This window comes from Kitasatospora sp. NBC_01246 (assembly GCF_036226505.1).
Classification (GTDB): Bacteria; Actinomycetota; Actinomycetes; order Streptomycetales; family Streptomycetaceae; genus Kitasatospora.
Window position 1 is genome coordinate 4,713,217 of sequence record NZ_CP108484.1, and the last position, 25,051, is coordinate 4,738,267.

Sequence of the window (25,051 nt, forward strand, 5' to 3'; positions counted from 1 at the left end):
AAGCGGAGGGCCGAAGACGGCCCCGCGAGGCCCGGCGGCCCCGCCCGGCCCCCGTCGGCCCCTGGGTGAGCAGGCTCACGTTGCCCGCCGTTAACCTCCGGGCCGTCCGCGGGCGGAAAGGCCCCAACGGGCGCGACCCACAAGGCCAAGCGCCCCTCGCCCGAATTCCGCGCCCTCGAAATCCGCCCCCGGTAAGGGGTTTTGTCTACGCGCGTTGCCGAGCGATCGCCCAAGAATCCGCGCCGCCCTGGTTCCGGAAGCCTGTGCCAACTGCCCTAGACTCGAAGGCGTGCCACGTGGTGACGGAAGACTCAACCACGATCTTCTTCCCGGCGAGAAAGGCCCCCAGGACGCTTGCGGCGTCTTCGGTGTCTGGGCTCCCGGCGAGGAGGTCGCCAAGCTCACGTTCTTCGGCCTTTACGCCCTGCAGCACCGCGGTCAGGAATCCGCGGGCATCGCAGTGAGCAACGGCTCCCAGATTCTCGTCTTCAAGGACATGGGACTCGTCTCCCAGGTCTTCGACGAGGCCTCCCTGGGGTCGTTGCACGGGCATATCGCCGTCGGACACGCCCGCTACTCGACCACCGGTTCCTCGGTCTGGGAGAACGCCCAGCCGACCTTCCGCGCGACCGTTCACGGTTCGCTGGCCCTCGGGCACAACGGAAACCTGGTGAACACCGCCGAACTGGCGGCCATGGTCGCCGAACTGCCCGGTGAGGAGCACGTCTCCCGCTCGGGCCGGTCCGCCGCGACCAACGACACCGACCTGGTGACCGCCCTCCTCGCGGGCCACCCGGACCTCTCCATCGAGGAGACGGCCAAGCTCGTCCTGCCCAAGGTCAAGGGCGCGTTCTCGCTCGTCTTCATGGACGAGCACACGCTCTACGCCGCCCGCGACCCGCAGGGCATCCGCCCGCTGGTGCTCGGCCGGCTGGAGCGCGGCTGGGTGGTCGCCTCCGAGACGGCGGCGCTGGACATCTGCGGCGCCTCCTTCATCCGCGAGGTCGAGCCCGGCGAACTCATCGCCATCGACGAGAACGGCATGCGGACCTCCCGCTTCGCCGAGGCCAAGCCCAAGGGCTGCGTCTTCGAGTACGTCTACCTGGCCCGCCCCGACACCTCCATCGCCGGCCGCAACGTGCACCTCTCCCGCGTGGAGATGGGTCGCAGGCTGGCCGCCGAGGCGCCCGTCGAGGCCGACCTGGTGATAGCGACCCCGGAGTCCGGCACCCCGGCCGCCATCGGTTACGCCGAGGCCAGCGGGATCCCGTACGGCTCGGGCCTGGTGAAGAACGCCTACGTGGGCCGCACCTTCATCCAGCCCAGCCAGACCATCCGCCAGCTCGGCATCCGGCTGAAGCTCAACCCGCTGCGCGAGGTCATCCAGGGCAAGCGCCTGGTGGTCGTGGACGACTCGATCGTCCGCGGCAACACCCAGCGCGCGCTGGTGAAGATGCTTCGCGAGGCCGGCGCGGCCGAGGTCCACATCCGGATCTCCTCGCCGCCGGTCAAGTGGCCCTGCTTCTTCGGCATCGACTTCGCCACCCGCGCGGAGCTGATCGCCAACGGCATGACCATCGAGGAGATCGGCCGCACGCTCGGTGCGGACTCGCTCTCCTACATCTCGATCGACGGCATGATCGAGGCCACCAAGCAGCCGAAGGACCGGCTCTGCCGGGCCTGCTTCGACGGCGAGTACCCGATGGAGCTGCCCGACCCGGCGCTGCTCGGGAAGCTCCTGCTGGAGGCCGAGATCAAGGGCGGCCAGCAGCCGCCCGCGGTCCGCGGCAAGCCGACCAGCGGCAGCGACCTGGACGGCGTCCAGTCCCTGCTCGGCGGAGCGGGCGCGGCCGACGCCCTGCGCCGCCCGTAACGACCTGACGGTGGGGTCCCGGAACCCGGGGCCCCACCGCTGTTCCAACCCCCACTGACCCGAAAGGGCCGCACCGCAGTGACCACGAACCAGAACGGCGCCACCTACGCCGCCGCCGGCGTCGACATCGAGGCGGGCGACCGCGCCGTCGAGCTCATGAAGCAGTGGGTGAAGAAGGCCAGCCGCCCCGAGGTGGTCGGCGGCATCGGCGGTTTCGCCGGGCTCTTCGACGCGTCCGCCTTCAAGCGCTACGAGCGGCCGCTGCTGGCCTCGGCCACCGACGGCGTGGGGACGAAGGTCGCCATCGCCGCCGCCATGGACAAGCACGACACCATCGGCCACGACCTGGTCGGCATGGTCGTGGACGACCTGGTGGTCTGCGGCGCCGAGCCGCTGTTCATGACCGACTACATCTGCGTCGGCAAGGTCGTGCCGGAGCGGGTCGCCGCGATCGTCAAGGGCATCGCGGAGGGCTGCGCGCTCGCCGGCTGCGCCCTGGTCGGCGGCGAGACGGCCGAGCACCCGGGCCTGCTCGGCCCGGACGAGTACGACGTGGCGGGCGCCGGCACCGGTGTGGTCGAGGCGGACGCCCTGCTGGGCGCCGACCGCGTCCGCGCGGGCGACGTGGTGATCGCGATGGCCGCCTCCGGCCTGCACTCCAACGGCTACTCGCTGGTGCGCCACGTGCTGCTGAACGAGGCCGGCTGGAAGCTGGACCGCAAGGTCGAGGAGTTCGGCCGCACGCTCGGCGAGGAGCTGCTGGAGCCGACCCGGATCTACTCGCTGGACTGCCTGGCGCTCACCCGGGCCACCGAGGTGCACGCCTTCTCGCACGTGACCGGCGGCGGCCTGGCGGCCAACCTGGCACGGGTGATCCCGGACGGCCTGCACGCCCGCCTGGACCGCGGTACCTGGACGCCGCTGCCGGTGTTCCAGACCGTCGCCGAGGTCGGCAAGGTGGCCACCCTGGAGATCGAGAAGACCCTGAACATGGGCGTCGGCATGGTCGCGGTCGTCCCGCCGCACTCGGTGGACGTCGTGCTGTCGATCCTGGAGGACCGCGGCGTCGAGTCCTGGCTGCTCGGCGACATCGTCGAGCGCTCCGGTGAGCACGAGGGCGGCGCGGCGCTCTACAACGCCTACGAGGCCTTCACCGCGGGCTGAGCGGCATGACGAAGGGCCCCTCCGGCGGGAGACCGCGGGAGGGGCCCTTCGCGTGTCCGGGGAGCCGTGACGGGACCGGCGGGGCCGGAGCGGAGCAACCGGACCCGGGGAACGCCGAAAACCGGCCCGGCGCTCTGGGCGCGCGGGCCGGTCAGGCCAGACTGTGACTACGCGCGGCGGCGGGCCTGCGAAGGCCCGGTCCCCGACGTGCTGTCATCGTCCTCGTCGTCGTCGGCGTACCGAGCCGCGTATTCCGCGTAGGGGTCGTCGTCCTCTTCTTCCTCGATCGGCTCAGGCTCGATCGAGGCGGTAGAGGGCGATACGCCCAGCTCGTTGGACAGACGATTGGCGTCGAACCCGCCGCTGTTGTACTTCAGCTCGCGGGCGACCTTCGTCTGCTTGGCCTTGGCCCGGCCGCGCCCCATGGGTCGACCCCCTCAACGATGGGGCTCACGGCCCCGAGTCTGACACGTGTTCATGATCAAGAGCGGCCTGCCCGAATGGGGAGAACCGTCCCTTGGAGCATTAACGGTACCTGTTTCTGCCGCTGGACGGTACGTCGTCGGTGTGACGTGGCGCGCACCGGCCGCACCCGAGACCAGGTCTTCCCAGGTCACGGGAGGTTTTGCGGCAGTTTGCGCGCTGTCCGGAGGTAGCTGAGGTCCGTCGTTCCGGGATCGATTATCCCCCCAAGGGGGGTGGTGGATCACCCGATCGGGCGCAGAAGTGAGAATCCGGTTCCACATCGTGATGCAGGCGGGACGAGTCGGCCCGGGCCCCCGCGGCGGGGCCGGGAGGGCCCTCGGGGCCCCGCGGCGGGCCGGAGACGGAGGAGCCGCCCCCCGGGCGCGTCACGGAGTCCGCGACGCGCCGGGGAGCGGCTCCGGCCGCTCGGGGGTCAGCCCCGGCGGGCACCCGGCAGCAGCACCGAGCGGAGCGCGCTGATCTCGCGCATCCGCTTCTCGGCGAGCCGGTCGGCGGCGACGGCCGGCGGCACGCCGTCGGAGGCGGCCCGGGTGAAGATCTCCAGGGTGGTGTCGAAGATCCGGGTGGCCTTGTTCTTGGCCCGGTCGAAGTTGAAGCCCTCGATCTCGTCGGCGACCTGGATCACGCCACCGGAGTTCACCAGGTAGTCCGGGGCGTAGAGGATGCCGCGGTCGGCCAGGTCCTTCTCGACGCCGGGGTGGGCGAGCTGGTTGTTGGCCGCGCCGCACACGACGGAGGTGCCGAACTCGCCGAGGGTGCCCACGGTGTCGTCGGTGAGGGCGCCGCCGAGGGCGCAGGGGGCGTAGACGTCCAGCTTGCTCTGGAGCAGGGCGGCGCTGTCGGCCACCACCTCGACCTCCGGGTGAGCGGCGCGCACGCGGTTCACGGCGGCCTCGGAGACGTCGGTGATGACGACGGTGGCGCCGTCCGCGACCAGGTGGCCGACCAGGTAGTGGCCGACCTTGCCGACGCCGGCCACACCGACCCGCTTGCCGCGCAGGGTGGGCTGGCCCCAGCGGGCCTGGGCGCTGGCGCGCATGCCCTGGAAGACGCCGAAGGCGGTCAGGATGGAGGAGTCGCCGGCGCCGCCGTTCTCGGGCGAGCGGCCGGTGACGAACCCGGTCTCGCGGGCGATGACGTCCATGTCCTGCACGTAGGTGCCGACGTCGCAGGCGGTGATGTAGCGCCCGCGCAGGGACTCGACGAAGCGGCCGTAGGCCCGCAGCATCGCCTCGTTCTTGTCCTTGTTCGGGTCGCCGATGATGACGGCCTTGCCGCCGCCGAGGTCGAGCCCGGCCAGCGCGTTCTTGTACGACATGCCGCGCGAGAGGTTCAGCGCGTCCTCCAGGGCCGCTTCCTCCGAGGCGTACGGGAAGAAGCGGGTGCCGCCGAGGGCCGGGCCCAGGGCGGTGGAGTGGATGGCGATGATGGCCTTGAGGCCGGAGCTGCGGTCGTGGCAGAGGACGACCTGCTCGTGGCCGTCGCCGGGAGCGGCGCCGTCCTGTTCGGTACGGAAGATCCTGCTGAGCACTCCGGGTGCGGGGTACGCGGCGGATGCGGTCTGTACGTCGGTCACTGTGGTGACTCCAGTATCCGAGGCCCGCTGCTGTGGTGCGGGCGCCTAAGGCGAAGCGTAGTCGCGCGGTCGTCCTCGATCTGCCCTCTTGTACGAGCTTGCGCGGGTTGTCCGCGTACTGAGACGGGGGCGGGCGGAGCGCGTTCCCGAAGGGCTCCCGGCCGAAGGCCTCCCGGGCGGGGGCCGGTGCGTGCGACGATGCAGAACGTGACCGTCGTGCGCACTTCCGTACTGCCGCCCTACGCCGCCCACCTGCGGGTCTACGAGCCGCTGGCCGCCTACCCGGAGCCCGAGCGCGCGCGCTGGCAGGCCTACGCCGCGGCGCACGGGCCGGATGCCGCGGAGGCCGGCCGTCCGGTCGCGGTGGCGGCGCTGGAGGAGCAGCGGGCGGCACTGGCGGAGCTGGTCGGCCGCACCCCCCGCGCCCTGCCGGAGCGGGAGAGCGAGCGGGCCTTCGTGCGGTCGGTGGACGGGGTGCTGTACGTCTGCCCCTGGGCGACCCGGCTGCGCACCTGGCAGGCGCTGGACGAACTGCGGGCGGCGGCGCCGGTGGCGCTGCTGGACACCGCGCTGCCGCCGGCCACCCGGGCGGCCGCCGAGGCGGACCGGGAGCGCTGGCGGGCCGAGCACCCGGACGCCCGGCCGTGGATCGTGACCAGCCGATGGGAGGTGCCGGTGCGCTGGTTCCTGCCGTTCGGGGAGGAGGACCGCTGCTTCGTGCCGGCGGGCGGCCCGGGCGCGACGGGCGATCAGGAGCCGGCCGGTGGCGCGGCGGAGCCCGGTGGCGCGGCGGGGCGGCCGGGTGCGGCCTCGGCGGGCGGCGCCGGGTTGGACCGCGGGGAGAAGGGGGAGCAGGCGGCGCTGTTCTACCTGACGCCGATGGCGCAGGCGCGCCGCCGGGTGGCCCGGGCCTACCGGGCGCTGCGCGAGGCCGTGCCGGAGGGGGACCTGGTGCGCGGGGCGGAGCTGGTGGGGCGGTGGCTGGAGGAGTTCCACCCGCGTTCCCTGGTGGAGCTGGACTACGGGGGGCTGGTGCACCTGCTGGGGCCGGAGCAGTTGCTGGCGGACCGTTCGGCGGGGGAGCTGGAGGACGGGCTGCGGGCGCTGCGGGCCGGCGAGGCGGCGGAGGCGCTGCGGGTGTACGAGGAACTGACGGTGCGCTGGCGGCGGGTCCTGGCACTGCGGTACGCGAACTGAGGCAGCGGGTAGGGGAGGGGGGTCGGTCCGGCCCGGGGGAGGCGTCGGAGGGCCGCGGGGAGGGGTGCGAGGTGCCGCGCGGGCCCGGTCGACGGGGCGTCAGTGCTGGCGGGGCGGGGTGTCGGTGGTACTTGTAAGACTGGAAGAGTCCTACGGCCCGAGCCGTATGACCAAGGTCCTGGTTCGGGTCAATAGCTATCGAACGTGACACTACTCACCGTTGACGCGAACTTACCCCTATGTGCAAAAATGGGACAACCAGCCCAACTTCACATGAGCGTGCCCACTTTTGGGTGGTTCTGGAACCGATGCGTACCTTGCGAGGAAACAGCGGGTCTGGTCTCCTCGTAACCGGATGTCACTATAAGGTGACTGCCCGTTATGGGGTGGTCCATCGCCATCCGTCAGCCTTGAACCCGTGAGGGGTCAATTTTGGCGGTTTGGTCGATAGGGCTGGACGGATGGTGTAGTTGTAGACACCAGGACAAGCCGTTCGTCCTATAACCGACTCGGCCCGTCTATGCCATTTCGGGCATCGCGGGCCAAGGTGCAGAATTTGAAGGATAGAACCGCCCTGGTTCGGTTCTCCCGAGGAGGCCGCTCATGACCGCTCGTACCCCTGATGCTGAACCCCTGCTGACGCCGGCAGAGGTCGCCACCATGTTCCGCGTGGACCCGAAGACGGTTACCCGCTGGGCCAAGGCAGGCAAGCTCACGTCCATTCGCACGCTTGGCGGGCACCGTCGTTACCGCGAGGCGGAGGTGCGCGCCCTGCTGGCCGGTATTCCCGCCCAGCGAACCGAGGCCTGATAGGCCGAAGGCTCTTTCAAAGGGGCTGCTTACCGGACTCCGCCGGGTCCGGTAAGCAGCCCCTTTGCATGCCCGCGGGCGCTCCCGGAGATCGTGCCGGGCGGCCGGAATGTTGAACTCCGGATAACGATTTGAGGCCCCTGGGGCGGGGGGGATATACAGTTCATAGCTGTGCAATTTTACATATTAAATTGGCACCCCTGGGGAAGGGGTGCCATGTGTCCGGTCTCGGGAAAAGATAAGTGACGACGATCACGCGGGTCGTTGCTTGTGGTCTAGACCTAGTCCGGGGTAGGGATCCCTCCCGGGGCAAACGCGAGAGGCCCGGAACCAAACGGTTCCGGGCCTCTCGGCTACGGCGATCCTGACGGGACTTGAACCCGCGACCTCCACCTTGACAGGGTGGCGAGCTAACCAACTGCTCCACAGGACCAGAGTGTTCTGATCTTGTTCACTCGCTTTGCTGCGCTGCGAACAAGACAGACTGTAGCCCATGGTGGGCCCCCAGGTCGAACTGGCTCCTGAGGGCCCCTCCCAGCTCAGAGCGTGGCCCTGGCCGCCTCCATCGCCTTGGAGATCCGCTTCTCCGAGACCGGGGTCGGCGTACCCAGTGACTGGGCGAAGAAGCTGACCCGCAACTCCTCGATCATCCAGCGGATCGCCAGCACCGCCGGGGACGGCTGCTGCCCGGCCGGCACGGCCGCCAGCAGCTCCCCGTACTCCTGCTGCACCTGCTGCACCTTCAGCAGCTGCTGGGCGTCCCGCTGCGGGTGGTTGGGCAGCGCCTCCAGCCGGCGGTCCACCGCCAGCAGGTAGCGCTTGAGGTCCGGCAGCCGCTGCCAGCCGGCCTCGGTGACGAACCCCGGGTGCACCAGCGAGGCCAGGTGCAGCCGGATGTCGTTGACCGCCGTCAGCAGCACCGGGCTGCTCACCGCCTTCAGCCGGGTCGAGGCCCGGTGGTAGGCGATCAGCGCGGTGGCCGTCTTCAGCGTGGTGTCGGCCGACAGTTCGTAGAGGTCGGTGCGGACCTTCTCGTGCAGCTTGCCGAAGGCGGCCTCGTCCCAGGCCGGTCCGCCGGCCGAGGTCATCAGCCGGTCGGTGGCGCAGGCCACCACGTCCTCGAACAGGGCCGGGATCGACCCGTGCGGGTTGTACGACAGGGCGAGCTTCGCCTGGTTGCCCAGCCGCCCCTGGATCGACTTGGCGGGCGAGTTGGTGGTCAGCATCAGCAGCCGCCGGGTGCCCTCCCACATCGCCTGGGCCTGCGCCTGCGGGGTGTCGAAGAGCTTGATCCCGACCGTGTCCCGCTCGTCCACCAGGGCCGGGTAGGCGCGCAGCGAATGGCCGCGCGAGCGCTGCTCGAAGGTGCGCTGGAGCACCGGCAGCGAGGCCGGCCAGGCGGTCAGCCCGGACTGCTCGATGCCCTGGCCCGAGGCGGCCGAGGAGAGGGTCTCCTTGAGCTTGGGCTTCAGCTGCAGCCGGAGGTCCTCCAGGTCCTTGGACTCGGCGAGCTTCTTGCGGCCGTCGACCACCCGGAAGGTGACCTTGAGGTGGTCCGGGACCCGCTCGTCGTCCCAGGCCTCCGGCGGGACGGTGATCGCCGTCATCCGCTTCAGGACGTGCTCCAGAGTGGGCAGCAGGGGCTCCTGGCGGTCCCTCACCTGGCGCAGGGCCGCCTTGGCGTAGTCCGGGGCCGGGACGAAGTTGCGGCGGATCGCCTTCGGCAGCGCCCGGATGTAGGCGGTGACCAGCTCCTCGCGCAGGCCGGGGATCTGCCAGTCGAAGCCCTCGGCGGTGACCTGGTTGAGCACCGGGAGCGGGATGTGGACGGTCACGCCGTCCGCGTCGCTGCCGGGCTCGAACTGGTAGGTCAGCTTGAAGCGGAGCTTGCCCTGCTGCCAGTAGTCCGGGTAGTCCGCCTCCGTGACGCCGTCCGCCGAGTCGTTGATCAGCATCGACTTCTCGAAGCTGAGCAGGTCCGGCTGGTCGTGCCGGGTCTTCTTCCACCAGGAGTCGAAGTGCCGGGTGGAGACGATGTCCTCGGGCAGCCGGCTGTCGTAGAAGTCGAACAGGGTCTGGTCGTCGACCATGATGTCCCGGCGGCGGGCCCGGTTCTCCAGCTCCTCGACCTCGCTGAGCAGCTTGCGGTTCTCGGCGAAGAAGCGGTGGTGGGTCTCCCAGTCGCCCTCGACCAGCGCGTTGCGGATGAACAGCTCGCGGCAGAGCTCCGCGTCGATCCGGCCGTAGTTGACCTTGCGCTGGGCGACGATCGGCATCCCGTAGAGGGTCACCTTCTCGTAGGCCAGCACCGCGCCGGCCTTCTTCTCCCAGTGCGGCTCGCTGTAGCTGCGCTTGATCAGGTGGCCGGCCAGCGGCTCCACCCACTCGGGCTCGATCTTCGCGTTGATCCGCGCCCAGAGCCGGGACGTCTCGACCAGCTCGGCGGACATCACCCAGCGCGGCGGCTTCTTGAACAGGCCGGAGCCGGGGAAGACCGCGAACCGGGCGCCGCGGGCGCCGCCGTACTCGCGCTTCTCGACGTCGTAGAGGCCGAGGTGCGAGAGCAGGCCGGCCAGCAGCGACTGGTGGATCCGGTCGGCGTCCGGTTCGGCGTCGGGATGGGGCTCCTCGATGGTGACGCCGAGCTGTTTGGCGACCGTGCGGAGCTGCGAGTAGATGTCCTGCCACTCCCGTATCCGCAGGTAGTTGAGGAACTCGGCCTTGCACATCCGGCGGAAGGCCGAGGAGGAGAGCTCCTTCTGCTGCTCCCGTACGTAGCGCCACATGGCGAGGTAGGAGAGGAAGTCGGAGGTCTCGGACTGGAAGCGGCGGTGCCGGTCGTCGGCGGCCTGGCGCTTCTCGGTGGGGCGTTCGCGCGGGTCCTGGATGGAGAGCGCGGCGGCGATCACCATGACGTCGCGGACACAGCCGTTCTTGTCGGCCTCCAGGACCATCCGGGCCATCCGCGGGTCCACCGGGAGCTGCGCCAGCTGGCGGCCGAGCGGGGTGAGGCGCTTGCGGACGTCCTTCTCGTCGGGGTCGAGGGCGCCGAGTTCGTGGAGGAGGTTGACGCCGTCCTTGATGTTGCGGGAGTCCGGCGGGTCCAGGAACGGGAAGGCGGCGATGTCGCCGAGACCGGCGGCGGTCATCTGGAGGATGACCGAGGCCAGGTTGGTGCGCAGGATCTCGGCGTCGGTGAACTCGGGGCGGGAGAGGAAGTCCTCCTCCGAGTACAGCCGGATGCAGATGCCGTCCGAGGTACGGCCGCAGCGGCCCTTGCGCTGGTTGGCGCTGGCCTGGCTGATCGCCTCGATCGGCAGCCGCTGCACCTTGGTGCGGTGGCTGTAGCGGGAGATGCGCGCGGTGCCCGGGTCGATCACGTACTTGATGCCCGGGACGGTGAGGCTGGTCTCGGCGACGTTGGTCGCCAGGACGATCCGGCGGGAGCTGGAGCGCTGGAAGACCTTGTGCTGCTCCGCCGAACTCAGCCGCGCGTAGAGCGGGAGGACCTCGGTGAACTTCAGCTTCAGCTTGTTGAGGGCGTCGGCGGTGTCGCGGATCTCGCGCTCGCCGGAGAGGAAGACCAGGATGTCGCCGGGGCCCTCGGCCTGGAGCTCCTCGGCGGCCTCGCAGATCGCCTGGATCTGGTCGCGGTCCCGGTCGGCGTCGCTGGGGCCGTGGTCGCCGTCCGCGTCGTCGGCGTCCTCGACGATCGGCCGGTAGCGGACCTCGACCGGGTAGGTGCGGCCGGAGACCTCGACGATCGGGGCGTCGCCGAAGTGGTGGGCGAAGCGCTCGGGGTCGATGGTCGCCGAGGTGATGACGACCTTGAGGTCGGGCCGGCGGGGCAGCAGCTGCTTGATGTAGCCGAGGATGAAGTCGATGTTGAGGCTGCGCTCGTGCGCCTCGTCGATGATCAGGGTGTCGTACTGGCGCAGCTCACGGTCGGTCTGGATCTCGGCGAGCAGGATGCCGTCGGTCATCAGCTTGACCAGGGTGTCCGGGCCGACCTGGTCGGTGAACCGGACCTTCCAGCCGACCGCCTCGCCGAGGGGCGTGCGCATCTCCTCCGCGACGCGCTCGGCCACCGTCCGGGCGGCGATCCGGCGGGGCTGGGTGTGCCCGACCAGGCCGCGGACCCCGCGGCCCAGCTCCAGACAGATCTTCGGGATCTGGGTGGTCTTGCCGGAGCCGGTCTCACCCGCCACGATCACCACCTGGTGGTCGCGGATGGCGGCGAGGATCTCGTCCTTCTTCTGGCTGACCGGCAGCTCGGCGGGATAGGTGATCTCGGGGACGGCGGCCCGGCGCTGCGCGACCAGCAGCTCGGCGCGCTCGACGTCGCGGGCGATCTCGGCGGCGACCTTCTGCCGGGCCTCGGGCTTGCGGACCCGCCGGGCGCCCTCCAGCCGCCGCCCGATCCGGACCTGGTCGCGCAGGGTCAGTTCGGGCAGACGGGCGGCCAGCTCGCCGATACCGGGGCCGCCGCCCTCCGTGGACGCGTCGGCGGACTGGACTGCGGGAGAACTCACTGCGGGCATCCCTCTAGGTTCGCAAGGAGATGCGGCGGCGCGCACCTCGGTTTTCGAGCCCCTCCAGTGTCACAGCCGCCACGGCCTCCGGGCGAACCCCGCCCGGGGCGGCGCCCGGAGAACCGCGGCGGACCGGGGCGACGGTCGGTGCTCCGGGCGCCGGGGGCGCCGAGGACGGCCCGCCCGGAGGCCGTCAGCCGTCCAGGGCCGCCTCGTCCGGGCCGGGCAGCCAGTCACGGGCCGGGTCGTACTCCAGCCAGCGGCTGCGCCGGGCCGCCTCGGTGAACGCCCCGAGCAGCGGGTCCAGCCGGGCCGCCGGTTCGGCGCCGTCGCGCCAGAGCAGCGACCAGGCGTAGAGCGGGGTGGGGTCGACCAGCGGGACGGTCCGGATGCCGGGACGGCCGGGGCCGCCCGCGGGGCCGGGCAGCGGGCAGTCGGCGGGGAGCAGCGAGAAGCAGGACGGGTCGGTGCGGATCCGGTCGGCGAAGCTCTCCAGGCCCAGATTGGTCGAGCCGGCCCGTTCCGCGATGCCGAAGCGGTCCGCGAACCGGGTCAGGAAGTCCAGCCGGTCCACCGCGGCCGGGTAGCGCAGCACGCCGGAGCGCAGGTCCTCCGGGCGCAGCACGTCGCGGTCGGCCAGCGGGTGGTCGGTGCTCAGCAGCGCGTCCACCGGCTCCAGCCGGACCAGCCGGTGTGCCAGCCCCGCGTCCCGGCCGTCGGGCAGCGGGTGCACCCGGCCGAAGCCCGCGTCGGACTCGCCGCGCAGCAGGGCCGCCGCCACCGAGGGGAGGTCCCGCCCCGGGACGGGCTCTACCTCCAGCCCGGGCACCCCGTCGACGGCCCGGGCGACCGTCCGCATCGGCGCGTACAGGTGCCCCCAGACGTCGACGCGCAGCGGGCGCCGGGTACGGGCCACCGCCGCCACGGCGCGGTCGCCCTGGGCGAGCAGCCGCCGGGCGGGCTCCAGGAACCGGTGCCCGGCCCCGGTGAGCCCGACGCCGCGCGGGTCGCGGTCGAGCAGCCGGGCGCCGAGCGCCGCCTCCAGCCGGGCGATCCGCTTGGACACGGCCTGCTGGCTGATCGCCAGCCGGGCGGCGGCGCGGCCGAAGTGCAGTTCCTCGGCCGCCGTGGTGAAGGCGCGGACCTGGGAGAGATCGAGATCCATGGCCGCCCACCCTAGGGCCTCCCGGCCCGCCCACGGCCTGCCGCCGCCCGGAGGGCCCCGACAACGGTCGGTTGTCGGGACCGCCGAGCGGTTGTTGGACCGGCTCCGGGCCGTCGCGGTCTGCTGGGACCACGAGCTCGGCCGGACCGGCCGGCGAGGGGGAGACGGAGGGCCGAGGGCCATGAGGGCGCTGACACCGACCGGACGGGCGGACGCGACGGTGGCGTTCGCGGAGGTGACGCAGCCGCGACCGGGCCCGGGCGAGGCCCTGGTGAAGGTCGAGGCGTTCGCGGTGAACCGCGGCGAGACGTTCCAGCTGGAGGCGCCCCGGCCGGGCTGGCGCCCCGGCAAGGACATCGCGGGCCTGGTCGTGCAGGCCGCCGCCGACGGCTCCGGGCCGGCCGTCTGCCGCCGCGTCGTCGGCCACCCGCCGGCCGGCGGCTGGGCCGAGTACGTGTGCGTGCCGGTCGGCTCGCTCGCCGAGATCCCGGACGGGCTGGACGCCGTCCGCGCCGCCGCCCTGCCGCTGGCCGGTCTCACCGCGCTGCGGCTGCTGCGCACCGCCGGTGCGCTGGCCGGCCGCCGGGTGCTGCTCACCGGCGCCTCCGGGGGCGTCGGCCACTACGTCACCGAGCTGGCCTCGGCGGCGGGTGCGGAGCTGACCGCGGTCACCGCCTCGGCGGAGCGCGGGCGGCGGCTGGTCGAGCTGGGTGCGGCGGAGGTGGTCCACTCGGTGGGCGCGGCCCGCGGCCCGTACGACCTGGTGCTGGAGTCGACGGGCGGCGCCGACCTGCCGCTCGCGCTCGCCCGGCTGGCCCGCCGGGGCACGCTGATCTGGTTCGGCCAGGCCTCCCGGACCCCGGTGACGCTCGACTTCTTCGACTTCTTCGCCGGGCCGGAGTCCGCCACGCTCCGGCACTTCCACTACACGGACTCCGACGTACCCGACGGTGAGGACCTCGCCACCCTGGTCCGGCTGGTGGGGGAGGGGCGGCTGACCCCGGAGGTCGGCCGGGTCGCGCCCTGGGCGCGGACCGCCGCCGTGCTCACCGATCTGCGGGAGCGGCGGATCCGGGGCAAGGCCGTCCTCACCCTGCCCTGAGCGCCTTGACCGCCCTGAGCGCCCTGAGCGCCCTGAGCGCCCGTCCTGACTCCGCCCGACCGTGCACCACCGACCATGAGATGAGCGTGCTCCCCGATGACCGGCTCCCCCGACCTCTCCTTCCTCGACCACCCCGACCTGCCGGCCGCCCTCGTCGAGGAGAACCGCCCGCGGGCCACCGGCGCCGGCCTGGACCCGCACGAGTACACCCGGGTCACCTCGGCGCTGCGCTCCGCACAGGAGTGGCCCGAGGCGTTCCGGGCGGCCGGCCGGCGGCACCGCGCCGCCGCCGACCGCGCCGCCGCCGAGGGCCGGTCGGTCTCGGCCGGCGAGGCCTACTGGAGGGCCGCCCGCTGGTTCCACTTCGCCGGCCTGCTCCCGCACCCCGACCGCGCGGCGGCCGGCGCGACCGCCACCGAGGCGGACGAGGCGATGCGGGCCGCGCTGGCCCACCTCGAACCGACGGCCGAGCGGATCGAGGGCGAGTCCTTCGCGGGCTGGCTCCGCCGCCCGGCCGGGCCCGGCCCCGCACCGCTGGTGATCGTCGTCCCGGGGATGGACTCCGGCAAGGAGGAGTTCCACGCGGTCGCCGAGGCGCTGCTGGCGCGCGGTACGGCCGTCCTCGCCCTGGACGGCCCGGGGCAGGGCGTCCTGGCCGGGGCCGCCGCGCCGGAGCCGGACTACCACCGGGTGGTCGGCCGGGCGATCGACGCGGTCACCGGCCGGGAGGGCGTGGACACCGGGCGGATCGGCGTGACCGGGCTCAGCCTGGGCGGCTACTACGCGGCGGTGACGGCCGCCCGCGAACCGCGGATCCGGGCGGCCGCCGTGGTCAGCGGCCCCTACCGGCTGGACTGGGACGCCCTGGTCCCGTTCGTCACCGCGACCCTGACCCAGCGCTGCGGGAGCGCGGACGCGGCCCGGGCCTTCGCCCGCCGGGTCGACCTGACCGCCCTGGCCCCGGAGATCACCGTCCCGCTGCTGGTCGTCGAGGGCGGCGAGGACCGGATCCCCGGTGTCACCAACGCCGAGGCACTGGCCCACCGGGCACCCCGGGGCGAACTCCTGCACGTCCCGCACGGCAACCACCTGCTCGGCAACGCCCTCGCCGACTGGCTCCCCGCCACCGCGGACTGGCTCACCACGGAGCTGACCCGTCCGACGGAGACCCGGACAGCCTGACGGGCGGCGCGGGCCCCGGCGCCGGGGCCCGCTCGGTACGGCAGCAGGTCGCCCGTGACCAGGTCGAAGCCGAACGGCTCGGGGATGTGCAGCGTCTCGCCGAAGTCGACGTCCTCGCGGCGGTGGTACTTCGTGCCGTCGGGCCGGCTGAACAGGGTGACGGTCCGTTGCCCGGCGTCGATCAGCAGGTAGAGCGGGATGCCCATCTGGGGGTAGTCGCGGACCTTGCCGACCCAGTCGTTCTCGGGGTTCGAGGGGGAGACCAGGTCGACGGCGACGGCGGCGGCCTCGGCCGGCACCTGATCGTCGGTGGTCTCCAGCACCTCGCTCGGAAGGTATGTGAGATCGGGGTTGCGGCTCTTGCCCAGGGCGGGTGAGACCAGGTCGGTGTTCTCGCTCGGCAGCAGCTCCAGCGGGGCGTGCGCGTCGAACTGGCGGCGGATCAGCAGCAGGTTCCGCTGGTGGATGCCCGAGGGGCCGACCATCATCACGATGGTGTCACCGGAGAGTTCGACCTTGAAGCCTGCGGGCAGCGCCCTGCGGGCTTCGTCGAGGAGGGCGAAACGCGTCGGGTGCCGGGAAGCCTCCTCAGGCTAGTTCCCGGAGCGTCGGGCGGTGGCGCCCGGGCGGTGGCGCCGTGCGGGCGGTGGTGCCTTGCGGGCGGTGGGTGTCGGGTGGGCCGTGGTCCGGTGGGGTGGGGCCGGTCGCTCGGGGCGTCGCGTGCTCCGGACGCGGATCGGCCGGGGCCGTCGAAGGGCCGTTGACCTGCGGTGGAACCGGTGGAGCGGAACGGCCCGAAGATTCTTCGAATCCACCTGCAACCCGGGCGGGGGTCACACGTCTAGTTCAGTGAGAGGCACGGAAGGTGGGCCACCTTCCGAAGGCGGGGGATCCTTCGCCCGTGACCCGGTGGTTCACGGGCCGTCACGGCCACTCACTCACTCACACATCCAGTCTTCGCCGGCGTCGCCGGGCCTGTCCTCGGCATGCCCGCACCCGGCACGTTCCAGGGGGAACCATGTCCAGCACCGCCCGCGTCAGCCGTTCGCGCCGCACCGCCGCCGTCGCCGCCACGCTCGCAGTCGTCGCACTCGGCGGCTCGCTGACCCTGCCGACGCAGGCGTTCGCCGACGACGTGAAGGGCGCGAAGCTGTCGGTCCAGGCGCCGGCGTCGGTCGGCTTCGCCGGGCAGCCGGTCGCGTTCACCGAGACCATCACCAACACCGGCGAGAAGACCACCGACTTCCTGCTCGAACTGGGCACCACCAGCGACCTCGGCACCCCCTCGGACGCCATCACCATCGACTACCGGAACCCCACGACCGGCAGCTGGGAGTCCGTCCCGCTGTCGTTCCAGTCCGGCCCCGAGTCGGCCAGCTACGAGGGCAGCGTGCCCGGCATCACCGTCGCGGCCGGCCGGACGGTCACCGTCGACCTGCGCATCGGCGCGCCCATGGGTCTGCCGCACCACGGGGCGACCAACGGCGGCTTCGACTCCATCGGCCTGCGCTCCGTCGTCACCGCGCCCGGCGGCTGGGTCAAGCTCGCCGAGCAGACCAGGACGATCGGGGTCGACTCCATCCGCACCTCCCTCGCCTCCGTCCCCGACACCGCGGTCGCCGGCGGTGCGCCGATCGAGTTCGACGCCGTCCTCACCAATGCCACCGCGTCCGGCTACGTCAACCTCGGCAACGTGCTCTTCAGTGACCCCCACGCCACCGTTCAGATCCGCAAGGCCGACGGCACCTGGGACACCCTCGCCAAGGTCACCGGCGGAGTCGGCGACGAACTGTCCGGCGTCTACCTCCAGGGCCGCAACTCCGGCATCGCCGCCGACCGGACCGAGACCACCCGGGTCCGGGTCGCCTACGACGTGAACACCCCGCTCGGGGCGACCCGGCTCAGCCCCTGCCTCTTCGTCAACGAGGGCGACACCCCGTTCGAGGGCACCACCATGTGCGAGACGGGCAGCACCGTCACCGTCCTCGCACCGGCCCCGACGCCGACCGCGGCGCCCACCACGGCGAAGCCCGCCGCAGCGAAGCCGGCCACGAGGAAGCCCACCGCCCCGGCCGCGGTCAAGCCCGCCGCCGAGGTCAAGCCGGCCGCCGCCCCGGCCCCGGCCGCCGCGGTCGCCGCCCCGGCCCCGCAGGCCCCCGCCCCCGCTGCGGCCGCCCCGGCCGCCCAGACCACCGGTGAACTCGCCGCCACCGGCTCCGGGTCGGGCACCGCCCCCGCGATCGTCGCCGCCGTCCTCGCCACCCTCGGCGCCGGCGCCGTCCTCCTCGGCCGCCGCCTGCGCCGCCGCTCCTGAGGCGTCGACGCGCCGGTGCCTCCCCGACCCGCGGCCGGGGAGGCACCCGCGCGTGCTACCCGGGCTGGTCCCCGGCCGTCGCCCGCGCGGTGACGAGTCCGGACTCGTAGGCCGCGATGACCGCCTGGGCGCGGTCCCGGACGGCGAGCTTGTCGAAGATGCTGGTGATGTAGTTCTTGACCGTGGAGACGCTGATGTCCAGCGCACGGGAGATCCCGCCGTTGTCGAGGCCGGTGGCCATCAGGCGCCACACCTCGACCTCGCGCGGGGTCAGGTCGCCCAGACCGGTGGGCGCCGGCTGCGGACCGCCGGGGGCCCGGACGTAGGTGGAGATCAGCCGGGTGAGCAGGCGCGGCGCGACGGCGGCCTCGCCCGCGTGCACGGTGTGGATCGCCGCGGCGAGGTCCTCCGGGGAGCTGTCCTTGGGCAGGAACCCGTAGGCGCCGGCGCGCAGGGCGCCCACCACGTACTCGTCGAGGTCGAAGGTGCTGAGGGCCAGGACGCGGCAGCCGGGCACGGTGGCGGCGAGTTCGCCGGTCGCGCCGACCCCGTCGAGGACGGGCATCCGGATGTCCATCACCACCACGTCCGGGCGCAGCCGTTGGGCGAGGGTGACGGCCTCGGCGCCGTTCTCGGCCTCCCCGACCACCTCGAAGGACGGGTCGGGGGAGAGGATCAGTGACAGGCCGCGCCGGACCAGCGGCTGGTCGTCCACGATCAGCACCCTGATCCTCGGCGGTGTCGTCGGCCCCGTCCCGGTCATCGGTACGCCCCTTCCTGTCGGACGGCCGCCCCGGCCGTCCGGTCCGTGTCAGCCGTGTCGGCCGCTTCAGCCGCGTCGGCCGTGTCGTTGCCGCTCAGCGGCAGGTCGGCCAGCACCGCGAAGCCGCCGCCGGCCTGCGGACCGACGGTGAGGGTGCCGCCGTGCAGGGCGACCCGCTCGCGCATGCCGATCAGGCCGTAACCGCCCGGACCCGTCGCCGGCGTCCGCTCCGCCGGCGCAGCGCCCCCGCCGTCGTCCCGCACCTCGACGGTGACCCCGTCCCGGCGGTACGTCAGGTGCACGGAGGCACGGGCCGGCCCGGCGTACTTGCGGGTGTTGGTGAGGGCCTCCTGGACGATCCGGAACACCGTGAGGCCGACGGTCGGCGGCAGCGGACGCTGCGGCCCGCGGACGACGAACTCGGTCGGCAGCCCGCCGAGCCGGGCCTCGCCCACCAGGCGGTCGAGGTCGTCGGCGCCGGGCTGGGGCGGCGACGGCGCGGCCTCCGGTTCGTCGCCGGCCCGCAGCACGTCGAGCAGCTGGCGCATCTCGCGCAGCGCGAGCCGCCCGGAGGACTCCAGGGTGACCAGGGCCTCCCGGACCACCTCCGGACGGCCGAGGTTGGCCCGGGCGCCGCCGGCCATCAGCTGCATGGTGGTGATGTGGTGGGCCACGATGTCGTGCAGCTCCCGGGCGATGCGGCGCCGTTCGTCCGCCACCGCGCGGTCGGCGAGGAGCTGCCGGTTGGCCGCCACCTGCTGCTGCCACTGGTTCACCGCCAGCGCGGTGCCGACCACGATCAGGGTGGAGAGGACCGCGCTGACGGTGGCCTCCCAGGTCGGCGTCCGGCCGTGGCTCTGGCTCAGCAGCGTCAGCGTCACCGTCGCGACGGCCGCGACCGCCGTCACCCGGCCGGTGCAGGCCCGGGCCGCCGAGAACAGGGCGACCACCAGCACGGACCCGAAGTGGACGGGCAGTGACGCCGTCAGGGAGGAGGCCGCGTCGAGCACCAGGACGGCGGCCAGTGCCGCCCCCGGGTGGCTGCGCCGGGCGAGCAGCGGCAGGGCCGCCAGCGCGACGAGGAGGAACCCGAGCACGCTCACGGCGTGCCGGCCGTCGGGGTAGGCGAAGAACACGTAGCTGAGCAGGTTCATCGCGCAGGCCCCGCCGGTCACCAGCGCGTCGTTGCGGGTCCACGGCGGCTCGAAGCCGTCGGCGTCCAGCGGCTCCCGGGCATCGCCGGGCCCGCTCCGTCGGTTCCTGGGCATCTGGGTACTCCCCCTGCGTCCGGCCTCCTGTCCCCCCGACAGCCTCGCACAGCCGCCGCCGTGCGCGGACCCGCCCGACGGCCGGGGACGGGGCCCTGACCAGGACCAGGGTCCTGGGTGCGGGCCCGGGCGGGAGCGCGGGCCCCGGTGCGGATCATCCGCCGCCACGACGCCCGGAGGGCCTGCGCGGTGATGGTCTTGAGACCGGTCGGGGAGTCCGTCCCCGGCAGGCATCCGCACTCAAGTCCGTCCGTCGGAGGACATCGTGATCCGCGCCCTGACCGGGTACTCCACCAGACATCCCTGGAAGGTCGTCGCCCTCTGGGGCGTGCTGGCCGTCGTCCTGACCGCCCTGGCCCCGATGCTGATGTCCCGCGTCACGCAGAGCCAGACCGCCGACTTCCTGCCCCGCAGCTACGACTCGGCCGCCGCGATGCGGATCGCCGAGGAGCAGTTCGGGCTGAACCCCGACGCCACCGTCGTGACGGTGCTGGTCGCCCGGTCCGACGGCAAGGCCCTCAGCGCGGCGGACCAGACGCGGGTCGAGGCCGAGGCGGAGAAGCTGGGCAAGCGCCGGGTCGCCATGCCCAGGGCGGACGACGAGCCGACGTTCCTGCTCCCCGACCGTTCCCAGACGCCCCGGATCGCCCCGGCGATGGTGGCGCCCGACCGGAGCTTCGAGCTGCTCTCGGTCGAGCTGGTCGGGAACGCCGCGGACCAGGGCGTCCAGGGCGTCTACCGGGCCTTCCGGGACGGCACCCGGACGCAGTTCGCCGAGGCGGGGATGCGCACCGGCTTCACCGGCGGCCTCGCCGACTCCGTCGACTCCGCCGACTCCCACAAGACCGCGTCCACGGTCGGGGGCGCCGTGGTGATGGGGCTCATCGTCCTGCTCAACGTGCTGGTGTTCCGCAGCGCGCTGGCCGCGGTGCTGCCGCTGCTCGCGGTCGCGCTGATCGGCGGCGTGGCGGGCGGGGCCGTCGCGGGGGCCGCCCTGCTCACCGGGCTCAAGCTGGACGCGGGCACCCCGGGGCTGATCAGCGTCGTCCTGCTGGGCATCGGCATCGACTACATGCTGTTCCTGTTGTTCCGCTTCCGCGAGCACCTGCGCGCCCGGCCCGAGCAGCCGGCCCGGGAGGCGGCCGCGCAGGTCTCCGCCCGGGTGGGTACCGCGATCACCTCGGCGGCGCTGACCATCGTGGCCGCGTTCGCCACGCTGGGCCTGGCCACCTTCGGGCAGTTCCGCTCGATGGGCCCCGCGATAGCCGTCGCGGTCCTGGTGATGCTGCTGGGCAGCCTCACCCTGCTGCCGGCGCTGCTCGCCGTCGCCGGGCGCAAGATGTTCTGGCCCTCCAAGGCGCTGCTCCGCGAGCCGCGCGACCGCCGCGCCGCCCGCTTCGGCGAACTGGTCGCCCGGCGGCCGCTGCTGATGCTGGCCGCCTCCGTCACGCTGCTCGCCGCACTGGCGGCCGGGACGATCGGCCTGCGGATGGACTACGGCCGGGGCGACTCCGGCCCGCAGACCGCGGCGGCGGCCACCGCGGTCGAGATCTCCCACGCGCTGCCGGCCGGCGTGTCGGACCCGACGAGCGTCTACGTCACCGTCACGGACGGGGGCACCCTCAGCACGGACCGGCTGACCGGCCTCTCCGGGGCCCTCGCCCGGGTCGACGGCGTGGGCCAGGTCGCGGCCACCGTGCTGAACCAGGACCACCGCGCCGCCCGGATCGACCTCTACCCGACCGTCGACCCGCAGAGCCCGGAGGCCCGTGACCTGGCCTCCGGCCCGATCCGGGCCGCGGTCGCCCAGCACACGCCCGCCGGGACGACGGCCCACGTCGGCGGCACACCGGCGATCTTCGCCGACGTCTCGGCCGCCGTCGACCACGACCTCAGGATCGTCTTCCCGGTCGCGGCCGCGCTGATCGCGCTGATCCTGCTGCTGCTCCTGCGCAGCCTGCTCGCCCCGGTGGTCCTGATGCTCTCGGTCGGCCTCGGTTTCGCCGCCACCCTCGGCGCGGCGACGCTGCTCTTCCAGCACACCCTCGGCGAGCCGGGCATCAGCTTCACCCTCCCCCTGGTGCTGTTCCTGTTCGTGGTGGCACTGGGCACCGACTACAACATCCTGATCACCGACCGGATCCGCGAGGAGATGCAGCGCCCGGGCCCGGCCCGGGGTGCCGTGGCCCGAGCGGTCCGGCACACCACACCCGCCATCGCGATGGCCGGACTGGTGCTCGCCGGCTCCTTCGCCACCCTCGCCACCACCCCGGGCAGCGAACAGGTCGCCTTCGCGATGGCGCTCGGCATCATGCTCTCGGCGCTCGTGCTGTCCCTGGTCCTGGTCCCCGCCCTGGCCGCCCTCCTGGGCCGCTCCCTCTGGTGGCCGGTCCGGCCCCGCCCCGCGGCGGTCGCCCACCCCCGGCACGCGGCGGCCGGCGCCGCGCGGGAACCCGAGCGGATCTCGGCCTACTGAGGCCCCTCCCGGCCGGAGCCGGAGGACCGGCGCGCACACCGCACGCACGCCGCCGACGGGGCGGGTACTCGGATCGAGTACCCGCCCCGTCGGCGTGCCCCGCGCCCGGTGGACGCGGCAGGCACGCAAAAGGCCCCGGAGAGCGAACTCTCCGGGGCCTTTCTGCTGTTCGCAGCTGTGGCCAGGGCCGGGGTCGAACCGGCGACCTTCCGCTTTTCAGGCGGACGCTCGTACCAACTGAGCTACCTGGCCGTACTGCACCGTCTCTTGCGAGACGAGCGATCCCGACGGGACTTGAACCCGCGACCTCCACCTTGACAGGGTGGCGAGCTAACCAACTGCTCCACGGGACCTGGTGTGGATTGCTCCACATAGGTCTTGCGCACTGCACTTTACTACGGTACTGCTGTGCCCCCAACGGGATTCGAACCCGTGCTACCGCCTTGAAAGGGCGGCGTCCTGGGCCACTAGACGATGAGGGCTTGCGGCCTGTCCGGCTGTTTCCAGCGTTCGGGGACGTCGAGAAGCATATGGGATGTCGGGCGGATCGCCAAAACGACTTCGGCCCGGCCGGGTGGCGGGTCCGGCGGGCCGGTCAGGACCAGCCGAGCTCGTCGAGCTCGTGGTCGTCGAAGCCGAAGTGGTGGGCGACCTCGTGGATGACCGTGGTGCGGACCTCCTCGACCGCCTGCTCGTGGGTCTCGCAGTGCCGCAGGGTCGGGCCCCGGTAGATGATGATCCGGTCGGGGAGCACACCGGCGTACCACTCGCCGCGCTCGGTGAGCGGGGTGCCCTCGTAGAGGCCGAGGAGCTCCGGGTCGGCGGGGTCGGGCTCCTCCTCGACGAACACCGCGACGTTGTCCATCATGGCCGCGAGTTTCGGGGGGATCCGGTCGAGGGCGTCGCTGACGAGCGTCTCGAAGTCTTCCCGGGTCATCTCCACCGGATCATTGTCGGGTCTGGGGTGACGGTGTGCCAGGCGGTGGGGGCCGGTGTTTCATGGGCCCATGACGACATCGGAGGGCGGGGCGGGCGCGGCGGCCGACGCGGTGCCCCCGCGCCGGGAGCCGGTGCTGCGCGGGCAGGGGCCCGCGGTGGCGGCGGTCGCGCTGGGCGGCGCGATCGGGGCGTCGGCGCGGTACGGGGCCGGCCTGCTCTGGCCGACCGGGCCGACCGGCTTCCCGTGGACCACGCTGGTCGTGAACGGGACCGGCTGCGCGGTGATCGGGGTCTTCCTGGTGGTGGTCACCGAGGGGCGGCCCGCGCACCCGTTGCTCCGGCCGTTCTTCGGCACGGGGGTGCTGGGCGGGTTCACCACCTTCTCCACGTACGCGCTGGACATCCGGCAGCTGCTGGCGCACGGGCGGCCCGGGGCCGGGGCGGCCTACCTGGGGCTGACGCTGCTGGTGGCGCTGGCCGCGGTCCGGGGGGCGGCGGGGATGACGCGCCGTCTGCTCCCGGGCGCGGTCCGGAGGCCGGGGTGAGGCGGTCGGCGGGGTCGGCCGGGGCGCCCGCCGTTCAGGCGGCGGAGGGGGCGGGGCGGTGAACTGGTTGCTGGTGGTGGCCGGGGCGGTGGTCGGCGCGCCGCTGCGGTACCTGACCGACCGGGCGGTGCGGGCCCGGCACGACTCGGCGTTCCCGTGGGGCACCTTCACCGTGAACGTGGCCGGCTGCCTGGTGCTCGGGCTGGTGACCGGGGCGGTGGCGGCCGGCGCGGCCTCCTCGCACGTCCAACTCCTGCTCGGGACGGGCTTCTGCGGGGCGCTGACGACCTATTCGACCTTCTCCTGGGAGACCCTGCGGCTGGCCGAGGGCGGGGCCGGACGGTACGCGCTGGCCAACGTGGCGGGCAGCGTGGCGGCGGGGCTCGCCGCGGTGTACGCGGGGGCGGAGGCGGCCTCGGCGCTCTGGGGCTGAGCGGGCCGGGCGGGCCGGGCGGGTCCGGGCGGGTCCGGCGCGGTGGTCGGGGCTTCCGCCGGCGCTCGTACCGGTGTTCGGCGTCGTGGCGAGCGCCGTGGTGAGCGCCGGGGTTCGCGCCGGTGGTGTTGCGCCGGGTGGATGGCGCCGGGCGCTTCCTGTCGGGCGGCCCGTGTCCCGGTGCCCGGGGCGCGCGTTGGGCACCGAAAGTGCCGCGCGCGACGGCGGCGGCCCGGGCCCGGGTGGGGCAGTGGAAGAGGGAGCTCGGTGGCGGCGATGCGTTCGGTGCGCGAGGTGGGTGCTCAGGAGGAACGTTCGGCCGGTCGGGCGCCGGTGGTTCGTCCGGCGGTCGACCGGCCGGTCGTGGTGCGGGCGGTGGTGGTCCGGCAGGCGCCGGAGCGCAAGCCCAGGGCGGTGGCGGTGCGCGACGGTGTGGTGCGCGCGGCGGCGGTGCTGGCGGTGGCCGGGTTGGGCCTGACCGGGTGCATGTCGGTCGGACCGGGCGCGGACGAGAAGCACGGCACCGTCCCGGTCGGGCAGGCCGGGACGGTGGGAAAGCCCGCGGGCGGCGCGTCGGCCACGCCGGCCGGCGTCCGCCAGGGTGGCGCGTCCGGGCGGCCGGAGCGTTCCGGGAGCGCGCAGCCCGGGGGCACGCCGGGAGCGGGCCAGAACGCGGCGGCGGGCGGGGCGTCCTCGGGCGCGAACGGTGCGGCCGCCGGTGCGGAGGAGGCCCCGGGAGCCGTCCCCGGGCAGGACGCGCCGGGCGCGAACGGTGATGCCGGGGGCGTGAACGCCAGTAGCGCACCCCAACCGGGTACCGGTACCTCGGCCGGCGGGGCGGCGGCCGGTACGGGTGGCACAGGCGGTGCGGGGGCGGCCGGAGGCACCGGCAGCGGCGGTTCCACCGGCGGCACCGGGGACGGGCGCTCCGGCGGCGGCGCCGCGACCCCGCCGGCGGCGAGCCCGACCGTCCGGCCGTCGGCCTCCCCCGATCCGAGCCCGGTCACCCCCGCCCCGCCCGCCACGCCGGCGCCCGAGCCCACGCCCGGCAACTCCGGATCTTCGGCCCCGAGCGCCGCTTCGGGCGGCCACTAGCGCGCTGGCCAGTGCATTTGCCTTTGATCCCGAGGTTCCCCTATGGTGGTAGATCGTTCGTTTGATTCATTTGACTGGCGCCCTAATTCCCATCTGGCGCCCTTGGCGCGTACCGGCGATCCGTGGCTGAC

The 25,051-nt window shown here is 73.4% G+C and carries 18 protein-coding genes, 4 tRNA genes and 1 pseudogene; 11 read left to right on the forward strand and 12 right to left on the reverse strand.

The window, feature by feature from the left end; genetic code table 11:
• Positions 1 to 289 precede the first annotated feature (289 nt).
• Positions 290 to 1,873 (forward strand): amidophosphoribosyltransferase, encoded by a 1,584-nt coding sequence (gene purF, locus OG618_RS20635; protein WP_329489013.1) that lies wholly within the window; start codon positions 290 to 292, stop codon positions 1,871 to 1,873.
• A 78-nt stretch (positions 1,874 to 1,951) separates the two neighbouring features.
• The gene (gene purM / locus OG618_RS20640; RefSeq protein WP_329489014.1) at positions 1,952 to 3,037 is read left to right on the forward strand and encodes a phosphoribosylformylglycinamidine cyclo-ligase; all 1,086 of its coding nucleotides are present in this window, start codon (positions 1,952 to 1,954) and stop codon (positions 3,035 to 3,037) included.
• Positions 3,038 to 3,204: 167 nt separating this feature from the next.
• On the opposite strand, the gene OG618_RS20645 is transcribed toward purM, so the two are convergent.
• Together OG618_RS20645 and OG618_RS20650 are read right to left on the reverse strand one after the other, a co-directional pair.
• Positions 3,205 to 3,462 (reverse strand): DUF3073 domain-containing protein, encoded by a 258-nt coding sequence (locus tag OG618_RS20645; protein ID WP_329489015.1) that lies wholly within the window; start codon positions 3,460 to 3,462, stop codon positions 3,205 to 3,207.
• 473 nt (positions 3,463 to 3,935) lie between these two features.
• Positions 3,936 to 5,099 carry a Glu/Leu/Phe/Val dehydrogenase dimerization domain-containing protein gene (locus OG618_RS20650; protein ID WP_442906835.1) on the reverse strand — a complete coding sequence of 388 codons (1,164 nt, stop codon included), beginning with the start codon at positions 5,097 to 5,099 and terminating at the stop codon, positions 3,936 to 3,938.
• Between the two features lie 216 nt (positions 5,100 to 5,315).
• On the opposite strand from OG618_RS20650, the gene OG618_RS20655 reads away from it, so the two are divergent.
• Both OG618_RS20655 and bldC read left to right on the forward strand, forming a co-directional pair.
• A complete protein-coding gene (locus OG618_RS20655) occupies positions 5,316 to 6,296 on the forward strand; it encodes a hypothetical protein (RefSeq protein ID WP_329489016.1) in 981 nt (326 codons plus the stop codon).
• A gap of 603 nt (positions 6,297 to 6,899) precedes the next feature.
• Positions 6,900 to 7,106, forward strand: coding sequence for a developmental transcriptional regulator BldC (gene bldC / locus OG618_RS20660; RefSeq protein ID WP_014137253.1), 207 nt, complete (start codon positions 6,900 to 6,902; stop codon positions 7,104 to 7,106).
• Between the two features lie 359 nt (positions 7,107 to 7,465).
• On the opposite strand, the gene OG618_RS20665 is transcribed toward bldC, so the two are convergent.
• The 3 genes from OG618_RS20665 to OG618_RS20675 all read right to left on the reverse strand — a co-directional run bounded on the left by OG618_RS20665 (position 7,466) and on the right by OG618_RS20675 (position 12,803).
• Positions 7,466 to 7,539 (reverse strand) — tRNA-Asp (locus tag OG618_RS20665).
• A gap of 106 nt (positions 7,540 to 7,645) precedes the next feature.
• The gene (gene hrpA, locus OG618_RS20670; protein WP_442906836.1) at positions 7,646 to 11,647 is read right to left on the reverse strand and encodes an ATP-dependent RNA helicase HrpA; all 4,002 of its coding nucleotides are present in this window, start codon (positions 11,645 to 11,647) and stop codon (positions 7,646 to 7,648) included.
• Between the two features lie 184 nt (positions 11,648 to 11,831).
• A complete protein-coding gene (locus OG618_RS20675; RefSeq protein WP_329489017.1) occupies positions 11,832 to 12,803 on the reverse strand; it encodes a LysR family transcriptional regulator in 972 nt (323 codons plus the stop codon).
• A 181-nt stretch (positions 12,804 to 12,984) separates the two neighbouring features.
• On the opposite strand from OG618_RS20675, the gene OG618_RS20680 reads away from it, so the two are divergent.
• Together OG618_RS20680 and OG618_RS20685 are read left to right on the forward strand one after the other, a co-directional pair.
• Positions 12,985 to 13,905 (forward strand): zinc-binding dehydrogenase, encoded by a 921-nt coding sequence (locus tag OG618_RS20680; protein ID WP_329489018.1) that lies wholly within the window; start codon positions 12,985 to 12,987, stop codon positions 13,903 to 13,905.
• 96 nt (positions 13,906 to 14,001) lie between these two features.
• Positions 14,002 to 15,087, forward strand: a complete 1,086-nt coding sequence (locus tag OG618_RS20685) for an alpha/beta hydrolase family protein (RefSeq protein ID WP_329489019.1) — start codon at positions 14,002 to 14,004, stop codon at positions 15,085 to 15,087.
• A gap of 74 nt (positions 15,088 to 15,161) precedes the next feature.
• On the opposite strand, the pseudogene OG618_RS20690 reads toward OG618_RS20685, so the two are convergent.
• Positions 15,162 to 15,620, reverse strand: a pseudogene (locus tag OG618_RS20690) (Uma2 family endonuclease); the annotation flags it as partial.
• A 485-nt stretch (positions 15,621 to 16,105) separates the two neighbouring features.
• On the opposite strand from OG618_RS20690, the gene OG618_RS20695 reads away from it, so the two are divergent.
• A complete protein-coding gene (locus OG618_RS20695; protein ID WP_329489020.1) occupies positions 16,106 to 17,401 on the forward strand; it encodes a hypothetical protein in 1,296 nt (431 codons plus the stop codon).
• A 55-nt stretch (positions 17,402 to 17,456) separates the two neighbouring features.
• Here the strand turns inward: OG618_RS20695 and OG618_RS20700 are convergent, their stop codons facing one another.
• Both OG618_RS20700 and OG618_RS20705 read right to left on the reverse strand, forming a co-directional pair.
• Positions 17,457 to 18,164: a response regulator transcription factor gene (locus OG618_RS20700; RefSeq protein WP_329489021.1), complete on the reverse strand. Its 708-nt coding sequence runs from the start codon at positions 18,162 to 18,164 to the stop codon at positions 17,457 to 17,459.
• Entirely contained in the window at positions 18,161 to 19,432 is a 1,272-nt protein-coding gene (locus OG618_RS20705) for a sensor histidine kinase (protein WP_329489022.1), read from the reverse strand. Before OG618_RS20705 ends, OG618_RS20700 begins: the two co-directional genes overlap by 4 nt.
• Positions 19,433 to 19,697: 265 nt before the next feature.
• On the opposite strand from OG618_RS20705, the gene OG618_RS20710 reads away from it, so the two are divergent.
• Complete coding sequence (locus tag OG618_RS20710; RefSeq protein ID WP_329489023.1) at positions 19,698 to 21,908, forward strand: MMPL family transporter; 2,211 nt, start codon at positions 19,698 to 19,700, stop codon at positions 21,906 to 21,908.
• 178 nt (positions 21,909 to 22,086) lie between these two features.
• On the opposite strand, the gene OG618_RS20715 is transcribed toward OG618_RS20710, so the two are convergent.
• The 4 genes from OG618_RS20715 to OG618_RS20730 all read right to left on the reverse strand — a co-directional run bounded on the left by OG618_RS20715 (position 22,087) and on the right by OG618_RS20730 (position 22,845).
• Positions 22,087 to 22,160, reverse strand: a tRNA-Phe gene (locus tag OG618_RS20715).
• A 27-nt stretch (positions 22,161 to 22,187) separates the two neighbouring features.
• Positions 22,188 to 22,261: transfer RNA gene (locus OG618_RS20720), tRNA-Asp, on the reverse strand.
• A gap of 56 nt (positions 22,262 to 22,317) precedes the next feature.
• A tRNA-Glu gene (locus tag OG618_RS20725) sits at positions 22,318 to 22,390 on the reverse strand.
• A gap of 113 nt (positions 22,391 to 22,503) precedes the next feature.
• The gene (locus OG618_RS20730; protein ID WP_329489024.1) at positions 22,504 to 22,845 is read right to left on the reverse strand and encodes a metallopeptidase family protein; all 342 of its coding nucleotides are present in this window, start codon (positions 22,843 to 22,845) and stop codon (positions 22,504 to 22,506) included.
• A 70-nt stretch (positions 22,846 to 22,915) separates the two neighbouring features.
• Between OG618_RS20730 and OG618_RS20735 the strand changes: the two genes are divergently transcribed.
• From OG618_RS20735 to OG618_RS20745, 3 genes are all read left to right on the forward strand, one after another.
• A complete protein-coding gene (locus OG618_RS20735) occupies positions 22,916 to 23,392 on the forward strand; it encodes a fluoride efflux transporter FluC (protein WP_329489025.1) in 477 nt (158 codons plus the stop codon).
• Positions 23,393 to 23,450: 58 nt separating this feature from the next.
• Positions 23,451 to 23,825 (forward strand): fluoride efflux transporter CrcB, encoded by a 375-nt coding sequence (gene crcB / locus OG618_RS20740; protein ID WP_329489026.1) that lies wholly within the window; start codon positions 23,451 to 23,453, stop codon positions 23,823 to 23,825.
• 267 nt (positions 23,826 to 24,092) lie between these two features.
• A complete protein-coding gene (locus OG618_RS20745) occupies positions 24,093 to 24,920 on the forward strand; it encodes a hypothetical protein (protein ID WP_329489027.1) in 828 nt (275 codons plus the stop codon).
• Positions 24,921 to 25,051: the final 131 nt, after the last annotated feature.